At 59.4% G+C, this 17,910-nt stretch carries 10 protein-coding genes and 1 pseudogene; 3 read left to right on the forward strand and 8 right to left on the reverse strand.

Features of this window, described 5'->3' with window-relative positions; translation table 11 throughout:
- Positions 1-339 precede the first annotated feature (339 nt).
- Together H3T93_RS04070 and H3T93_RS04075 are read right to left on the reverse strand one after the other, a co-directional pair.
- Positions 340-2,676 carry a glycoside hydrolase family 3 N-terminal domain-containing protein gene (locus tag H3T93_RS04070; protein WP_144177542.1) on the reverse strand — a complete coding sequence of 779 codons (2,337 nt, stop codon included), beginning with the start codon at positions 2,674-2,676 and terminating at the stop codon, positions 340-342.
- A 28-nt stretch (positions 2,677-2,704) separates the two neighbouring features.
- Positions 2,705-4,984 carry an exo-alpha-(1->6)-L-arabinopyranosidase gene (locus H3T93_RS04075; protein WP_144176748.1) on the reverse strand — a complete coding sequence of 760 codons (2,280 nt, stop codon included), beginning with the start codon at positions 4,982-4,984 and terminating at the stop codon, positions 2,705-2,707.
- A 323-nt stretch (positions 4,985-5,307) separates the two neighbouring features.
- Here H3T93_RS04075 and H3T93_RS04080 point away from each other — a divergent pair, with 323 nt between their 5' ends.
- Positions 5,308-5,931, forward strand: coding sequence for a TetR/AcrR family transcriptional regulator (locus H3T93_RS04080; RefSeq protein ID WP_144176747.1), 624 nt, complete (start codon positions 5,308-5,310; stop codon positions 5,929-5,931).
- 71 nt (positions 5,932-6,002) lie between these two features.
- On the opposite strand, the gene H3T93_RS04085 is transcribed toward H3T93_RS04080, so the two are convergent.
- From H3T93_RS04085 to H3T93_RS04110, 6 genes and pseudogenes are all read right to left on the reverse strand, one after another.
- Positions 6,003-7,274 (reverse strand): glutamate-cysteine ligase family protein, encoded by a 1,272-nt coding sequence (locus H3T93_RS04085; protein ID WP_144176746.1) that lies wholly within the window; start codon positions 7,272-7,274, stop codon positions 6,003-6,005.
- A 101-nt stretch (positions 7,275-7,375) separates the two neighbouring features.
- Positions 7,376-7,483, reverse strand: a pseudogene (locus tag H3T93_RS09235) (beta-galactosidase); the annotation flags it as partial.
- A gap of 15 nt (positions 7,484-7,498) precedes the next feature.
- Positions 7,499-7,702, reverse strand: coding sequence for a hypothetical protein (locus H3T93_RS04095; protein ID WP_198214737.1), 204 nt, complete (start codon positions 7,700-7,702; stop codon positions 7,499-7,501).
- Between the two features lie 33 nt (positions 7,703-7,735).
- Positions 7,736-9,091 (reverse strand): glycoside hydrolase family 30 protein, encoded by a 1,356-nt coding sequence (locus H3T93_RS04100; RefSeq protein ID WP_411674987.1) that lies wholly within the window; start codon positions 9,089-9,091, stop codon positions 7,736-7,738.
- Positions 9,092-9,454: 363 nt separating this feature from the next.
- Positions 9,455-10,099 carry a sugar O-acetyltransferase gene (locus tag H3T93_RS04105; protein ID WP_144176743.1) on the reverse strand — a complete coding sequence of 215 codons (645 nt, stop codon included), beginning with the start codon at positions 10,097-10,099 and terminating at the stop codon, positions 9,455-9,457.
- Positions 10,100-10,185: 86 nt separating this feature from the next.
- Complete coding sequence (locus H3T93_RS04110; protein ID WP_144176742.1) at positions 10,186-15,708, reverse strand: acyl-CoA dehydratase activase-related protein; 5,523 nt, start codon at positions 15,706-15,708, stop codon at positions 10,186-10,188.
- Between the two features lie 507 nt (positions 15,709-16,215).
- On the opposite strand from H3T93_RS04110, the gene xseA reads away from it, so the two are divergent.
- Together xseA and H3T93_RS04120 are read left to right on the forward strand one after the other, a co-directional pair.
- A complete protein-coding gene (gene xseA / locus H3T93_RS04115) occupies positions 16,216-17,490 on the forward strand; it encodes an exodeoxyribonuclease VII large subunit (protein WP_144176741.1) in 1,275 nt (424 codons plus the stop codon).
- Between the two features lie 96 nt (positions 17,491-17,586).
- The gene (locus tag H3T93_RS04120; RefSeq protein WP_144176740.1) at positions 17,587-17,910 is read left to right on the forward strand and encodes an exodeoxyribonuclease VII small subunit; all 324 of its coding nucleotides are present in this window, start codon (positions 17,587-17,589) and stop codon (positions 17,908-17,910) included.

The raw sequence follows: 17,910 nt of genomic DNA on the forward strand, positions 1-17,910 counted from the left end.
AGACCCCCCCCCCCGCGATGGGATTGTTGGATGTACGGATTCCACTTGCAACCTTGCTCCTTTCGCCTCGCCCGTCCCTCAACATTGAGCGGCGGTGTAGATAGCGAACCGCTCCTGCGCGGCGGGCCATCCCATACGAATCAGATTGGATTTCCACTTACAGAATTTATCTTACTCATGAGTAAGTAATTAGTCAAAGAGAATCGATTTATAATGCAGCCGCCTCGAGATGGCGTAACGATAGGGACGATCCGGCCCCGAAGGAAGTGCCGGGGAATCACCTCCGGTAAGCCCTTCGGGGACGGATTGCTGTGATGGGACCAATTGTGCCCCTTGGCCTTAGGCGGACTGGACCCCGGCCACACTGAACCGGACCGCTTGGAGGTCGTCCTCATTGGAGGAGTGACCGATCAGGAGATCGAACTCCCCATCCTCGACGACCCGGTGGGCTGAAGAGTCGACGATGGAACAGGTGGAGACCGGAATGTCCAATTCGACCTGGGCGGTCTGACCGGGTTCCAAGCTGACCCTCTTATAGGCCTTGAGCTCTCGGTCTGCCCAGGTGACCGATGTAACAAGATCCCTCACATAAGCCTGGACCACCTCCACACCGGGTCGGTCGCCGGTATTTGTCAATGGGATACTGGCGTGGATAATTTGGTCGTGGGCAAAGGGGCCGGGACCTCCCTCGATCGTGGGGCGTCCATATTCAAAGGTCGTGTACGACAGGCCTTCGCCGAAAACGAAGGCGGGATCCTGGGTCAAGTCGGCGTACCGGTTGCCATGCTGACCACGAATCTGATTGTAGTAGACCGGTAGCTGGCCCACGTGCCGGGGCATGGAGATGGGCAGGCGACCCGAGGGTTCGGTCAGGCCCAGGATTATCTCAGCTATGGCCCTTCCACCCTCCATACCGGGGCTAGGTGCCCAGATTAGAGCGTTAGCAAGGTCGGCCTCGGCCGGAAGGACCAGGGGCTTGGAACTCATTAGAACCAGGCAAAGGGGCTTGTCCTCCTGGCTGCAGACATCGACAAGGGCTCGGATCAGGTCAGCCTGCCCACCCATAAGTTCGAGGGTAGCCGTCGACCGCCCCTCCCCCGTCAGTTGGACCAGGTCACCGACGACGGCGATGACCGCATCAGACCGCCTGGCCGTCTGGACGGCTTGATCCAGCTGGTCCTGATCGGTGGGAGCTGACTGGGCGATCTTGGGCCTGGGCTGGCCATCATGGAAGGTCGGGCCGGCAGGATCGTCCACCATGGTAATAATATCCGCCCCTCGGGCATAGTCCACTTGCCAACCTTCAGGAAGGAGGGAGGTCAGACCGTCACGAACCGTCACGATCATCTCCCTGGGTTGACCCTGGCGCATCCAGGACACCTGGCCTGAAGCCCCGGACCAGTCTCCCAACTGGGACTGGGCATCATCGGCCAGAGGTCCCACCACGGCCAGCCTGTGGACACCCTCCTCCTGTCGCGGTACCATTCCGGCCTTCAGAGGGAGAGAACCGTCGTTGCGCAGAAGAACAACCGACTCACGTGTCAGTTCCAAGTTGGTGCGCTTGTGCTCCTGGGAGCCTATGATCGTCCGGATTCTCTCCCGGTCGGGCAGACGGGGATTCTCGAATAGTCCCAGTCGGAACTTGACGGCCAGAATCCTGCCCACGGCCTGATCCAGCTGGTCCTCCTCCAGAATGCCGGAACGGACGGCCTCCAAGGCCCCTTCGTAAAACTGGGGGGTGGTCATCATCAGATCGTTGCCGGCCTTGACAGCATCGGCTGCCGCATGAGTGTAGTCGGGTTCTATATGTTGCTCCCACACGGTGCGGCCCACGTTGTCCCAGTCTGTCACCAGCATCCCCCGGTAGCCCCACTGCCCCCTCAGGACCTCATCCAGGAGCCAGTGGTTCAGAGTGACCGGAGTACCGTCAATGGCTTCATAACCCAGCATAAATGATCCGCAGCCCTCCCTGGCGACCCGCTCGAACGGGGGCAGGAACCACGACATGAGCTTGCGGTGGGAAAGGTCGGCCTCACTGGCATCCCTGCCCCCCTGGGTCTCCGAATAACCCGCGAAATGCTTGGCGCAGGCCATGATAGCGTCCTCGGGGAGGGGCTCTCCGGCCTTGGCTCCCCCCTGGTAACCCTTGACCATGGCCGAGGCCAAGTCCCCGATCAGGAGGGGGTCCTCCCCAAAGGTCTCATCCACCCGGCCCCAACGAGTGTCCCTGCTGATGCAGAGGACCGGCGAGAAGGTCCAATGGACCCCGGTCGCCGACACCTCCTCGGCCGTGACCCTGGCCGCCTGACGGACCCGTTCGGGGTCCCATGAAGTCGCCATGCCCAGCTGGCTGGGGAAGATGGTGGCCCCAGGCCAGAAGGAGTACCCATGTATGCAGTCGTCGCCTACTATCAGGGGAATCCCCAGCCGGGTCTCCTGGACGGCCATAGTCAGTGCCCCGGGCAGATCATCGGGGCTGGTGTGGAGGATGGATCCGACGTGTCTGCCCAGTATGAGATCCGGCAACCACTCCTTCCTTCCCTCCAGCTGCATCATCTGACCAACTTTCTCCTCCAGTGTCATCCTGGACAGGAGGTCCTGGGTCCTTTCCCCCTCGGGCAGGGTCGAATCCTGGTACGGCATACCCCTGATCGGACGTTGATCTTCGGTTTTCATCTCTGCCATTCTTGTTCCTTCTCGAGCCTCATCTTGATCCATATCTCTGTCTCTGTATTGATCGATCGGTCTGGCGCGCGTATTCATCTAAGAGGAAGGAGGTCATCCTCGTACCTCCTTCGCCAACCAGGACGGAAAATGAATTAATCGGCATGCCAGCCAGGAAGGAAGCGGGAGAGTCATCCGCGTCGTCCAACTTAGGCAGACGGCCGGCCTCCCCCTCGGCTTTCATCTTCTGGACGATGGGCCCGCCGACCGGATCATCCTCCCATTCGCGCAGGGTGGACCATTCGTTCAAGGGAAGCCGCTTGCCGTCGCCGGGCAGGTCCAGATCCACCTGTGCGCTTATGTCGCGGCTGGAGGAGCCCACCTGGATTCCATAGGTCCCTTTCTCCACATGCCAGTCGCCATATGCCTCCGACCAGTATGCAAAGGCCCGGGAATCCAAGTCGATGACAACTTCAGCGCTCTGACCTGCCTTGAGGAAAACCCTCCTAAACCCTTTGAGTTCGTGGACCGGGCGTGAGACCCGATGCGAGCGCGGAGCCACATAGACCTGAACCACTTGGGCGCCGTCCACGTCTGATAGGTTGCTCACCCGTGCCGTCACACGCACTCCTCCCCTTCCGTCAGGAAGGGCGCGGATATCGTCAATCTTGAATTCGGAGTAACTCAGACCAAAGCCGAAGGGGTAGGCCACCTCCTTGTGGAAGGTGTCATAGTAGCGATAGCCCACATAGATGCCCTCACCGTAGTCCACATGGCCTTCCTCACCAGGCCAGTTGACCATGGAGGGGTCGTCATAGAGGTCCATGGGGATGGTCTGGGCCAGCTTGCCTGACGGAGAGACATCCCCGTATATTACGTCAGCTAGGGCCTGCCCGCCGTTCTGACCCAGGAGCCAGGCCTCGATGATCCCTCTGGCCTGGTCCCTCCAGGGGGTCAGAGAGACCACGGATCCATTCGAGAGTATAACTGCAACGTTGGGGTTGACACTGGAGATGGCCTCCAGGAGCTCGATTTGTTTGGCGGGGATGTCCAGGGTTTTCCTGTCGAAGCCCTCAGACTCGGCCTCCTCGGGGAGTCCCATGAAGAGAAGAACCTTATCGGCCTTGGAGGCGGCCTGGAGTGCCTGGTTCGTCAGGCTCTGGTCCTGTTCAGCCTCATCAAGGGTGAACCCGGGGGCGAAGTCAACGACCTGGCCCCTGTCTGCCGCGGCATCCAGGAAGCTGGTGATCCTGGTCGGGGTGATGTGGGAGGATCCGCCACCCTGATAGCGGGGGGTGCGGGCGAACTCGCCGATCACAGCCACGGATTCTCCCTGCTTGACCGGAAGAATACCCCCCTCATTCTTGAGAAGGACCATGGATTCCAGAGCTGCCTGACGCGCTACCTGATTGTGGGCCTCCACGTCGTATTTATAGCCCTGGGTCTGCATGGCCGGACGGGTCTTGTTGACCAGGTCAATCATCCCCTGAGCCATCCGGTTCAGTTGGTTTTCAGACAAGCGGCCATCCTGGACCGCTTTGACGACCTGGTCATCGGTGAAGCTGGGCGGCATCTCCAGGTTCAGGCCAGCATTGAGGGATGCCACCCGATCATGGTCGGCCCCCCAGTCGCTCATTACGATTCCCCTGAACCCCCACTCGTCCCGCAGAACCTTGGTGAGAAGCCAGCTGTCCTGGGCGGCATGGACTCCATTGACACGATTGTAGGCGCACATGACCGTCCAAGGCTGGGCGGCCTTGACGATGTGTTCAAAGGCCGGTAGATATATCTCACGTAGGGCACGCTGACCCACCCTGGCCGACACGTGCATTCGGTTGGTCTCCTGGTTGTTGACGGCGAAGTGCTTCAGCGAGGTTCCCACCCCCTTGGACTGGACGCCGGTGACGATTCCCACTGCCTCGTGGCCAGCCAAATAGGGGTCTTCCGACCAGAATTCGAAGCAACGGCCACCAAGGGGATTGCGTTTGATGTTCACGCCGGGGCCCAGGATAACCGCCACCTTTTCTTGGATACACTCCTCGGCCATGGCCTGACCCACCCGGTCAACAAGGTCCGGGTCCCAAGAGCTGGCCATTCCCGCAGCCGGTGGGAAACAGGTGGCGGGGACCGATTGGTTCACATCCACATTGCCTGTAGAACTGTCGGCCTTGCGCAGGCCATGAGGGCCGTCGGTGATCATGTATCCGGGGATCCCTTTGTCTTCCACCGACTGCAGGTGCCAGGCATCCTGCCCCGATGTCAGACTGGCCTTCTCCTCGAGGGTCAAATCTTTGACTGTGGGATATTCTGTGTTACTCATACTCTCCGCTCCATGCTTCCTTGCCTGTTACGTTCCTTTTCGCATACACACTCGGTGTATCTCTCAGCCAGTCGTGCAGGTCCGTACTCTGCCCAAGGCCCTTCCGGAGCCCGTCCCGGAAAGCCAAACCAGGGTCAAGAGGACCAATCTGACGAATCTCACGGCACTGACCAATTGGTAGGTAGATTAGCATTTTCATAGGGTCGACACACCACCAACGCATGGCTTCACAGGTAACCAGATGGTTGGTAACCTTCCTATAACTGAGTTCCTGACCGGGTGGTTTGGACTGAACTAGTTAGTGGGGGCGGAAAGAGACTGCGATGGCGGACAGGGACAGCGGCAAAAGAGCAGATGATAGGTTGCCCCGCCGACGCGGGCGCGCCAGCAGGCAGGCCATCATCGAGGCTGCAGTCGCATCCTTCGGCATGAGGGGATATTACGGGACCACCCTGCAGGGTATAGCCGACCGGGTCCACATGACCAAGGCCGGGGTCCTGCATCATGTAGGCAGCAAGGACGGACTCCTGCACCTAGTCATGAACGAGATATACGACTCCGAGACGGACCGGGTGCTGGACCGCCTCATCAGGAGCAAGGACCAACCCCTCCTGGCCGAAATGTGGCGGCAGGTGGTCGCCATCAACGCCAGTCGGCCGGCTCTGGTCCACATGTTCTCGACCCTGAGTGCCGAGGCCCTTGATCCCCACCACCCAGCCCATGCCTATTTCGAGGACCGCGAGCGCGGCAGCATTAACACCGCCATGAATATTCGGTGGGCCCTGCCGGAGGGCATAAGTCTGCGTCCATTACTCCAAGCTGGATACAGCATGATGGACGGAATCCAGCTGCGCTGGTTGCGCACCCCCGGTCAGGACCTTAATCAGCTCTGGGCCGCCTGTGAGGAGGTCATCTTCCCCCTGCCCACCTGGAGCGGCTATCGCTGAGAGACAGAATCCCATTCCATATCGCCACAGTCGTCCTGGGGCATGAACCCGGCAGAACCAGACCGCCCACCTTAGACCTGGAAGACATCAGGGTGTACCGGGTCGCCAGGCAGGTTTGCCAGGCTGTCTTCCACACCAAGCAGGTTTCCCCACTCATCCAGCGATTTTCCGTAAGGCCTTGCCTGGGATCCCCTGGCCTGGAGGTCGGCCTTGGCTGCGAAAACGTCAGCTTCCTCCAGATGAGAACAGAAAGCCGTCAACCGCTCAAACTGGGCTTGGTCGTAGAAAGTGTCCCCGACCACTCCGGTCAGACGAATCGCTCGGGCTATGGGTAAAGAGTCCCAATGCCTAAGTTCCACGATCTTCTTCAAACGGACGTCATTGAAGTGGGTGGATAGGATGTGACCCACCTCGTAGTCGTTTAGGCGGCGGTCCGGGTAAACATCCGCAGCGTTGTCCTTGAAGGCCACGCGGCAAAGACCTTCGTGTCCCAACCCGGCCGCTTCGGGCGTATGTGTCAAATCCACGTACATGAGCGGGGTCGACAGGACATCCACCGCATAATCCTCCCAGCCAAAGTCAGGATCGAAGAGGCCTGGGGACAGGTTGGTTCTCTGGAAGTCGGTGAAATCCCAGATTCTCTGACGTAGGAGGGGATAGGGGTTGGGTCCGCCCTCGAACCAAGGTGAATTCCTGAAGAACCATGAGATAACTGGCCCCAGTGCGGTTCCCACCCTGAGCTTGGCCACGGCATCGGCCTCATCCCGATAGTCGATGCTTACCTGCGTGGAGGCCGAGCACCTCATCATACAGAGGCCATACTGACCCACTCGACCTAGGTAGTCGGTCATGGCTGCATAGCGGTCCTTGGGAACCACGCTGATATCGGCATAGCTCGACCGTGGCTGATAGCCGTAGTTAACCAGGCGGAATCCCATTCTGGAGGCAATCGGGTCAAGTTCCTGACGGAAGGACTGGTAGAGATCAACCAACTCACCCAGGGTTCCACAGGGCCCTATGGATGATTCGACCTGACTCCCCGGTTCCAGGGAGACCTTCATCAGCGGTCTGCCCAGACCCAGAAGGTGGCCATTCTCCCAATACTCCTCTTCGTGCCTGTAGTAGGGGCGCAAATCCTTCAGAAGGTTCTCCACGCCGTCCCGGCCATAATAACCGGCAGCCTTGTCGTCCCCTCTGCGCACAGGCAGATGCTCTATTTCGACACCATAGCGGAATTCGCTGTCAGGTTTGCACCCGGATTCGAAGTAGTCGACCAGGCTGGCCACATGTTTTGGGTTCACCTTCGCACCCAGGTGAGCGTACGAAACTCTATGCCTCATCATCACCACTCTAGTCTACGCAGAAGGGTCGCGAATCCCGGATTGGACAGGCCTCAGATTCTGTCATCCGTCTAGCTTATAATTCCCGCTTTCTTACATGGTGGTCAGGGAGTCCTTGCCAGCCAGACGGGGACGGCATGGGTAGGTGTACCCACGATGACCTGGATGCCGAAGCGCCTTTCGGCATCCAGTACTCGGCCCACATGGCTGAAATCGAATGCACCAAGCTAAGACTCCAAGGTTCCCGAAGTGGATTCGGGAATACGCATGGTTGTGATACCGACGGACTTCATCATGGACATGTCCTTGTCCACCCGCTCATAAACCATATATTCGTCGTAGTAGGAGCATCCGAAGATGAGCCTGTCCGGAAGGCGCCTGTTACCTTGGAAAGCTGGGTGGTCCGTGGTCCGAACCACGTGGTCTGACATGATGAACTCCAATCTTAATCCACGAGATTCAATTCATAGGACGAAGGTGTTGAAAGATCGTGGCTCCAGGGTCACTTGGAAACCTTGGCTCCTTTCGCTATCCCCTCCGGGTCCAGAGAAGGAGAAGGGCATGGCGCGGTCCAGGGCGTTCTGGGCCACGACAACGACCGATCCATCCGGATTTTCGAAGGCGGTGGCCATGGAACTGAAATGGCCGCGAGTATCCAGCAGACGAGCGCCCGGGCGCACATAGTGCGAGTAGTGGCGCATGACGTAGTACTCGGGATTGCGCCTGACCTGGCCGGTGGCGGTGTCGATGGAAAAGAGCGAATTCTGCCGCCAGCCCCAAGTGGATATGCCCTGGCCCAGGACCATGTTCCAGTAGGTGTAGCAGGTGGCTCCGGCCCGAAGGTACCGGTTGACCAGCGAGAAGACGTATTCGGCGTACTCCCAGGTGTTGCCGCCCATGCCGCATTCGGACTCGGTCTGCTCCAGCTCGATCTCAGGCCAGGACTGGCGGGTGCGCTCGATGACATGCTGGCCGGCCCACTGGTAACCGATGCCGGCGATGTACCTACGGCAGTCCTCATCGAAAAGGATGTTGTCCACATACCGGTTGTAGTTCTCCAGGATCATGCCTTCGGGACCGAATTTCATATCCTCGGGACCATTGAGAGTTCCTAAGAAGATGGCCGTGTCCGGCGCCTCCTTGGCGAAGAGGGGACCCAGATAGTCGCGGATGAAGATGCGCATGTCATCGCTGGACCAGAGGCAGGAGGGGAACTTCTGATCCGCAAAAACCTCATTCTGCACATGAAGCTGGTCGATGTGAATGCCGCGGCGGTCATACTCGCGCACATACCGCAGAAGATAGTGAGCATAGGCAGATAGGTTGCGCTCGCTCATGTCGATTCGCCCGAAATTGTAGACCTTGGGCCGTTTCATCCAGGTGGGCGGACTCCAAGGGCTGGCAAACAGTCCCATGTCCGGTTGATACTTCTGAGCCTGGCGGATATACGGAATCAGGGTCTGCTCGTCGTGGTCGACGCTGAAATGCTCCAGGTCATAGTCGCCGTCAGTCTCGTCATAGCTGTACCAACTCGCGGCGAAGTCGTTGGCGCCCACCGGGGTCCTATTGAAGGTCAGATTCAGCTCGTCCGGGCTGAAGAGCTCGCGGATGATTTCCTCACGTTCCTCCTCCCCCAGCTCCTGCAAGGGCAGCCACCCCAGCTCATTGAAGCAGCCGCCGAACCCCCGCAGAGTCTGCAACTTACCGCCGGTGCATTCCAAATCGGGCGATGACTCCAGAGTCGAAAGTGTCAGAGGATGTTCCTGCATGGCTTGCTGGCGAGTGGTTGCTATCCAGATCAGTTCTGCCTTCTTATTCATGAATCTTCTGCTCCTTTGCATAGCGTTTCTATATACCCATTCGCCCAGCAAGAAAAACCGGAGAGGCCGAGTCACTTGACGTTTCTGAACACCAGTATAAAGACACATCCTGGCAGAGCGAAAACACTAGCCTTGGGGAAGGCTGCCGTATACCCTCAGTGCTGCGTGAGCCGAAAATCGACACCGTTCGGGAATATGACCGGTTCAAGGCGCTGATCTTTCCCGCCCGAACGGGGATTGATATTGGTGATCAAATCCAGGCATCGCAGTGGCCAAAACTGCGCCCGCCGGAGTTAGGCCAACAATGTGATACCGAGCACCAACCTGCAGAGACATCCGAGGAGCCAGCCCTCAATCAGTCTCCTAATCCATACTGAAAGGCCAGGCATCATAAGGCGCCTGGTACCGGCGATCCCTCCAGAAGTATTCATAATCATGGTCATTAATGGGACGGACGACCTTGCAGGGGTGGCCGTAGGCGACCACGTCGGAGGGGATGTCCTTGGTTACCAGAGAACCTGCCCCGATGACCGTGTTGTCTCTGATGGTCACTCCCGGCATGATGATGGCGCCTGCTCCGATCCACACATTCCTGCCAATGCTGACCGGAACCGTGAACTGGGGCGTTCCATAGGCACGTATATCGGGGCGAATGGTGTGCCCGGTGGTGACGATGGTGACGTTTGGTCCGAACATGGTATGGTCGCCTATGTCAATGCGTCCATCGTCAACCAGAACCAGGTTGAAGTTGGCATAGCATTTGCTTCCCCAGTAGGTGTTGCAGGCCCAGTTGGCCCGCACCGGTCCCTCAATCCAACTGCCTTGGCCAAACGAACCGAACATCTGCCTGCAGAGGTCCTGCTTCTTTTCCACCTGGCTGGGACGACAGGCGTTGAACTCAAAGACCAGATCCTGCTGGGCGTCCTGGACCTGCTTCATTTCGGGTGTATCGGCAATATAGATCTGGTCGGTATCCAGCAGAGCCTTGATCTCTTCGCGGCTGGTCATGGGAACCCCCCTATTTCCTTGATCTTCGTGGTTCAGCAATTCCAAGGCCGACGCGTTAGCTCCAAACACCGGCCTCGGCCTAGCGGCTACAGGCTCTCCAGAACCTTCTCCTCGTCCTGGACGGGTGCTGCCTGCCCCGCATCCAGACCGGTCGCCTCCGTTGCTTGAAAGCCGTCGTCGGCTTTATGGTTCTGGCTGAGCTTTTGCTGGTCACCCGGCTTCTTGGCAGCCGCGATCATCAGCTTGATCCTGTTGAGCTGGTTAGCCTCCGAGGCGCCGGGATCGTAATCGATCGAGACAATGTTGGCCTCCGGGTAGGTCCTGCGTATTTTGCCGAACATGCCGCGTCCTGTCACATGATTAGGCAGGCAGGCGAAGGGCTGTGCGCAGACGATGTTGGGAGCACCGGACTGAATAAGCTCGATGATCTCTCCAGTCAGGAGCCAGCCCTCTCCGGCTTGAACACCCAAGGAGGTGACCGAAGCGGCCTTCTCCCTCAGATCGCTGATGTGGGCGGGAATGTCGAACTTCCCATGGGAAGCCTTGAAGCCGGCGATCATGGGAGCTCGGTAAGCATCTGCCGCCTTGAGGACGATCTTCTTGACACCCACCTGGCCGCCTGTACCCAGCATCTCTTCATTCCATTCGGCGTTGGAGATGCCGTTGACCATGAAGTCGCAGACACCGGGGAGCACGGCCTCACAGCCCTGGCTCTCGATCAGGTCAACCACGTGGTTGTTGGCGTCGGGATGGTACTTGACCAGAATCTCCCCGACTACGCCCACCCGGGGCTTGCGGGGAATATTGCGCAGCGGCAGCTGGTCGAAGGCCCGGATCATCCGCTTCATCAGAGTCCCATAGGGCAGATAGCCATGGCCATACACCTTCTTGGCTGTCTTGGAGTACCCGTGGTGCTCGATGGTCTCCTTGCAGATCGTGTCCCAGAGCTTGTAGAGCCTGTTGGCTGACCCGGGCTCCTGCTCGTAGGGACGGACCCTGAGCAGGCACTCGATCATGGCATCGCCCAGGTAGAAGGCCTTGACAGCGCGGTGCAGCAGCGCCGGGGTTACCTGAAGGCCGGGATTGGCCTTGAACCCTTGGACGCTCAGCGTAATGATCGGTACATAGCCATAGCCCGCATCGGCCAGGGCCTTGCGCAGAAGACCATAATAGTTGGTGGCCCTGCACATGCCACCGGTCTGGGTGACGATGACTGCACACTTGTGCGGGTCGAACCTGCCGGACAGGAAGGCGTTGACCAGCTGCCCCACCACGATGATGGCAGGGAAGCAGGCATCGTTGTTGACGTACTTAACCCCGGTGTTGATGTCTTCTGCCGTGGCATGCTTCAGGAGCTCGAAGTGGTAGTCGGCACTGGAGAAGACCGCCTCCAGGAGGGAGAAGTGCACCGGAGACATCTGCGGCGCTACCACTGTGAATTTATGCCCCATTTCCTTGGTGAAGCGATGCTCAGTGGCGTACTTGGACAGGGTCGGCTTGGCAGCGGCCCCGCTAGCCTGAACATTTTTGCCCTGGTTGTCGGCTTCCTGCTCCTTCTGCTTTGAGGCCATAGTCTCCCGGATGGGCCTGATGCCCATGGGATGGAGGCCTATCAGACCCTGGTCGCTCTTGTCGTGCAGAGCCACAAACCGGGCCATAGCCGCAATGTCGGCCTTGCGCTGGGACAGGTTGATCTTCTGTGCATTGGTAGACCGGAATCCGCCCGATTCCGGTTTGTCAGTCGCATCCGCATCCACTGCTTCAATATGGCTGGCAAGGTCTCGCGAATCTTGAGAGTTAGATGATTTCTTCGCCTGCGCCTCCGACTGAACCAGGTCAGTCGATGTGTCAACATTCTCGACCATGACATTATCCTTGGCCGCGACCTTGGCAGGCGCCTGCTCCTTGGCTGGGACTTCCTTCTGGTCTTCGCCGTCCTCCTGGGCCAGATCACGCTGATGGCGTTCGTCCATGGCGGCCTTCAGCGAGCGCAGACGGATCTTGGCTGCACCCAGGTTGGAGACCTCGTCGATCTTCAGCTGCGTGTAGACATCGCCCTTGTCGGCCAGGATCTCCTGGACTTGGTCGGTGGTGATGGCATCCACGCCGCATCCGAAGCTGACTAGCTGGACCAACTGCAGGTCGGGATACTCGGAGACGAACCTGGCTGCTGAATAGAGCCTGGAGTGGTAGGCCCACTGGTCGGTCACCCTCAGAGGCATCTTATGATGGTCGTCGCCGAAGCCCGGCACGGTCTTGCGGAACTTGGCGGCCGTGGGGTTGTTGGAGGCCAGGGCCCGCTCCCCCGCCGCCGGAATGATGTAGTCGCTCAGCTTGGGCAGTTTATGCACGTCCAGCTCGCAGATGGAGTCCTCGGATAGCACGGCCATTCCCAAGGAGCAGATGGTTTCGGGAATGCCGTGGTTGACCTCGGGGTCCACATGATAGGGGCGTCCTGACAGAACCACGCCCTTGACTCCGTATTCCTGCATGTAGGCCAGGGCACGAAGCCCCTCCTGGCGGACGTCCTCCTTGAACCGGGCGTCCTCACGGTAGGCTTCCTGGACAGCCGTCCGGGCCTCTTCCTCGCTCACCTTGGCCCAGTCGAAGACCTTGACGATCCGCTCGACCATCTTCTCCTTGTTGGACAGGTTGAAGTAGGGCCGCATGAAGCGGACGCCGTTCTCTTTGAGCTCGGCCATGTTGGCCTCGATCACCACCGGGTAGTTGGCCACGATGGGGCAGTTGTAGTGGTTGTCCGTATCGGGAACCAGCTCCTGCTCATAGGTGACGCAGGGATAGAAAATGGTCTTGATGCCCTTGTCGACCAGGGAGTGAATGTGCCCGTGAACCAGCTTGGCCGGGTAACAGATGTTCTCGGAGGCGATGGACTCCATACCACTCTCGAAGAGCTCATGGTTGGAACGCCCGGAGATCATGACCCGGAAGCCCAGCGAGGTCAAGAGGGTGAACCAGAAGGGGTAGTCCTCATACATGTTGAGCACACGGGGGATGCCGATATCGCCCCTGGTGGCCTTGTCCGGGGTCAGCCGACGGTAGGCGAAGGCCCGCTTGTACTTGAAGTCGTAGAGGTTGGGCCTGTCGGAGCGCTTCCTGTTCTTGTCTCCGCCACGTTCGCAACGGTTCCCGGTCACGTAGCGACCGCCGTCCTCGAATTCTGTGATGGTCAGCTTGCAGTGGTTCTGGCAGAGCTTGCAGACATCGTGGGTAGTGGTCATGGAGAGGTTGTCCAGATCATTCCCTGCCAGGATTGAGCTCACCACATGGCCATCCTCCACCTTCAGATCGGGCAGGGTCGTCTTGAACCCCTGGTCATTCTTAGAAGCAACGTTGGCTGACCCGCCTGCTCCAAGCTTGTTGACGGCGGCCGGCGACAAGGTAGATTTGGTAGGCGCCGAAGCCATATTAGGGGTAGTTGGCGTGCTGCCCACGGACTTCGCCCCGTCGACCACGTTCAGTGATGGGTGGGCCATGTGGGAACTTGTCGCAGTAAAATCCTCGATTTCTTCATTCTGCGGGCAGTGCATGCGGGCCGTCAGCGCAGCGCCGTAGGCTCCCATGAGCCCGGCGATGTTGGGTCTGGTCACCTTGCGACCGGTCAGGAGTTCAAAGGCCCGCAAAACAGCATCATTGAGGAAGGTCCCTCCCTGGACCACGACCACCGGCCCAAGGGCATTGGCATCACGCAGTTTGATGACCTTGTAGAGGGCGTTCCTGACCACCGAGTAGCAGAGCCCGGCGGCGATGTCCTCCGGGGAAGCGCCCTCCTTCTGAGCCTGCTTGACCGAGGAGTTCATGAAGACTGTGCAGCGGGAGCCCAAATCAGTAGGGGCTTCGGAGGCCAGCGCCTGCTTGGTGAACTCCTGGATACTGATGCCCATGGACTGGGCGAAAGTCTGCAGGAAGGATCCGCAGCCGGCCGAGCAAGCCTCGTTGACGCAGATCGAATCGATGACCCCATCGTTGACGGCGATGTACTTCATATCCTGCCCGCCGATGTCGATGACCGAGGTAACGCCGGGGCTGATCTCCTCAGCTGCACGATAGTGGGCCATGGTTTCGACCACACCCTCGTCAACATGCAGGCCGGCCTTGACCAGGCCCTCACCATATCCGGTTGCGCAGGCACGGGCGATGTAGGCGCCCTCCGGCAGGGACTTCCTGACTTCCTTGACGATGTTGGCGGCGGCGATAAGTGGGCTGTCCTTATGCACCCCGTAGGTGGACCAAACGATGGTCTTGTCGTCGTTGATCAGCACAGCCTTGATGGTGGTGCTGCCTGCATCAATACCCAGGAAGTGCGGCCCCTTGGCTCCGGAAAGGTCTCCAGTGGGGATGACCTGGGCCCCATGCCGGTCGTTGAACTCCCTGCGCTCCTCCTCGTTCAGGAAGAGCGGGCGTATCGTTCTGGCCGTGGATGGCATGTTCTCCAGGCCCTTCAGGGCTGAGAGGACGCCATCCAGCGAAGTCAGATCAAAGTTCATTTCTTGATTTTGGATGGCATCCTTGGCGGTTTCGGTCGCAGGAACCTTATTCTCCCCGTCCACCAAGGTGGTGGTACGGCCGTCCTGCATGGCATCCTGCAGAGCCATCTTGTCCAGGCTCGAAGCCTTTTCGGACCGCGCCTTGTCGACCTCCGCCTGGTCCAGCCCCCAAGCCGGACCGAAGGGGTCGTTGACATCAGACTCAGGCGAGTAGTCGGTCTTGACTTGCGTACCGCTGTCCTGGTCGTCCTGCTCGTGGCGGCCGGCCATGATGGCGGCGCCGTAAGCCACATAGAGATGTGCATTCTCGGGAATGATGTAGCGGCTGACCCTGTCTTGGAGGATTCGCTTAAAGGCCTCCCTCAGCTCGCTCATAAAGAAGAGGGGCCCGCCCAAGAAGATCACGTTGCCACGGATGGGACGTCCGCAGGCCAGCCCGGATATGGTCTGTGTGGCAACGGCGTTGAAGATTGATGCGGCCAGGTCCTCCTTGGCGGCTCCGTCGTTGATCAGGGGCTGGAGGTCGGACTTGGCGAAGACCCCGCAACGCGATGCGATGGGATAAATGGTCTTGTATTTGGAGGCCATATCGTTCAGGCCTGAAGCATCGGTGTTGAGCAGAGTCGCCATCTGATCGATGAAGGCTCCGGTCCCTCCTGCGCAGGATCCGTTCATCCGCTGCTCCGGAGTAGGCTTCAGGTAAGTGATCTTGGCATCCTCGCCGCCCAGCTCGATAATCACATCCCCTTCGGGATAGGTGGCGTTGATGGCCTCGGTCTCGGCGATGACCTCCTGGGCGAACTCGGCCTGAAGCTGGCTGGCCAGTTCCAACCCGCCCGAGCCGGTGATCACCAGGCTGATGGGATTGCCGGCCAGACCAACCCGTGACAGGGAAAGCTTGATATCCGTGACCAGTTCCGCCACGCACTGCCGCACATTGGCGTGGTGGCGGCGATAGTCGCTGAAAAGCGCCTGATCCAGCCTGTCCCCTGTGCCAAGAACCACGGCCTTGACTGTGGTGGAACCGATGTCCAAACCCACACGCAGGAGATCCCGCGGTCCTGTGCCCTTATATCGACCCGCTATGTCGACGCCATCAGACATGAAACAACCTCAATCCGTGAGACCGCCGCATGATGGGGTTGAAAAGCAGACACCACATCATATCCGGCTTGCTTTATTTATGCTACCGCCAGAGCGTGAATAACTTTTGCAATATCGGGGAATCAAGACTGTCACCTTTGACACAGTCGCCAGCAATAACGCCTCTGCTGCAGGCAAGCCGCAGACGAGGGCAGGTGCATCAAGGCGTTGTTCCAACCCTTCTCCTTCACACTTTGCCCTCAATCCCAGACTCCTTGCAAACGGGGGAAATGCCACTGTGCCCTCGGCGAAATCGGCCCAAAAACAATCAGCAGAGGGCCTGCAGCTGACCGACAGAGGACATGGAATTGTCCCCGTATTGAGAGACCCTGAGAGGACATTTCCTTCGCTGACCAACCCGCATACCATCCCGTACAGGCTATGCCGGATGAGTTGGTCAGGCTGGCGGAACCGATGGTCAGGAGGCTTCAGGTGCGAGCATACATGGGTTCGAACATGCGCGGGTCGATGGGTACGTCGACTAGCTCAGCCCCATCCGGACTGGCCCCCAAGCCCTTGGATCAGCTGCCCCGCCTGGCACGAGATACCACCGAGGAAGACCCCTGGCCGGTCAGCGTGCTCAGCCAGAAGTACCACGACGCCGTGGCCCGCTGGCCCGGAGCCTGGGTGGAGGGTCAGATCGTGGAGATCAACACCCGCCGGACCGGTTCCGCATATCTGACCCTGCGCGACAACTTCGAGGACATCTCCATCAACGTCATGGGCTTCCGTGCCTTCGCCACCCAGGCCAGGGAATTCCGCCAGGGCGACCGTGTGGTGGTGCACGGGCGGCCCGACCTGTGGATCAAACAGACCCGTTTGAGCTTCATGGCCGACCGGATCAAACGTGTAGGCACCGGGGATTTAAAGGAGCAGATCGATCAGCTCAGGCGCAAGCTCAAGGGCGAGGGCCTCTTTGACGCGGAAAACAAGGTTCCCCTGCCCGAGTTCCCCCGACGTATCGGCCTGATCTGCGCACCCAAGGCCAGAGCCGAGGGGGATGTAATCACCAACGCCCGTCTTCGCTGGCCCACCATTGAATTCTCCGTTGTACATGCCCACGTCCAGGGACCTCAATGTCCGCCCGAGGTGGTCGAGGCCATCCAGAAGCTGGATGCCGATCCGGCTGTGGATGTGATCATCGTGGCCAGGGGCGGCGGCAGCTTTGAGGATCTGCTGGGCTTCTCGGACGAATCGGTAGTCCGGGCCACGGCGGCATGCGTCACCCCAATCGTCTCGGCCATCGGCCACGAGGACGACTGGACCCTTATCGATCTGGCGGCGGATCTGCGCGCCTCCACCCCTACTGATGCAGCCAAGCGGGTGGTGCCCGACCTGGTCGAGCAGGAGGGAATCATCCAGGAGGCCCGAATGCGCATAAACGCGCGTATCGAAAATATGGTCCAAGGCGAGACGCGTTTGATTGAGGGATATGCCAACCGCCCCAGCCTGACCAAGCCGCAGACCATGCTGGACAAGCCCCAGCAGTTGGTCGACGAGTCCCTGGTTCGCCTGGACATTGCCCTGCGGCGGATCGTGGACGATGCCTCCTTGACCGTGGAGAAGCTCCAGTCCTCGCTGACCGCTCTCTCCCCCCAATCCACGCTGGACCGCGGATACGCAGTCGTGCAGGCCCTGGACGGGAAGGTGATCATCAGCCCCCAGCAGGTTCAGGCCGATCAGGATCTGACTTTGACCGTCAAAGAGGGCCGAATCGAGACCAAGGTCGTCAACGGGCAGTGACCGATTCCACGAGGTCAGTCACATATAATCGTCCGCAATAATCATCCACAGTATTGAGGAATTTGATCAACTCACCAGATAAGAAGAGGAGCAGGCATGAGCGACACTGACGAGGCGCAGACCAAGGAGCAGAGCGAGGAACAGCCGGCACTGGCTTCGGCCCTGAGCCAGAAGGAACGCGATACCATCGCCAAACTGCCCTATGAGCAGGCCCGAGACCAGCTGATCCAGGCAGTTCAAGCTCTGGAGGCCGGCGGCCTGGACCTGGATGCCTCCATGCGTCAATGGGAAATCGGCGAGGCTTTGGCCAAGCGAGCCCAGGAGCTGCTAGGCCAGGTGCGAGCCAAGCTCGATGCCGCCCAGCAGGAGCAGGCCAGCGCCGGAGCCCAGGCTGGTACACAATCCAACTTGGATGCCTGA

Source organism: Bifidobacterium sp. M0404 (assembly GCF_016101415.1).
In the GTDB taxonomy this organism is placed as follows: domain Bacteria; phylum Actinomycetota; class Actinomycetes; order Actinomycetales; family Bifidobacteriaceae; genus Bombiscardovia; species Bombiscardovia polysaccharolytica.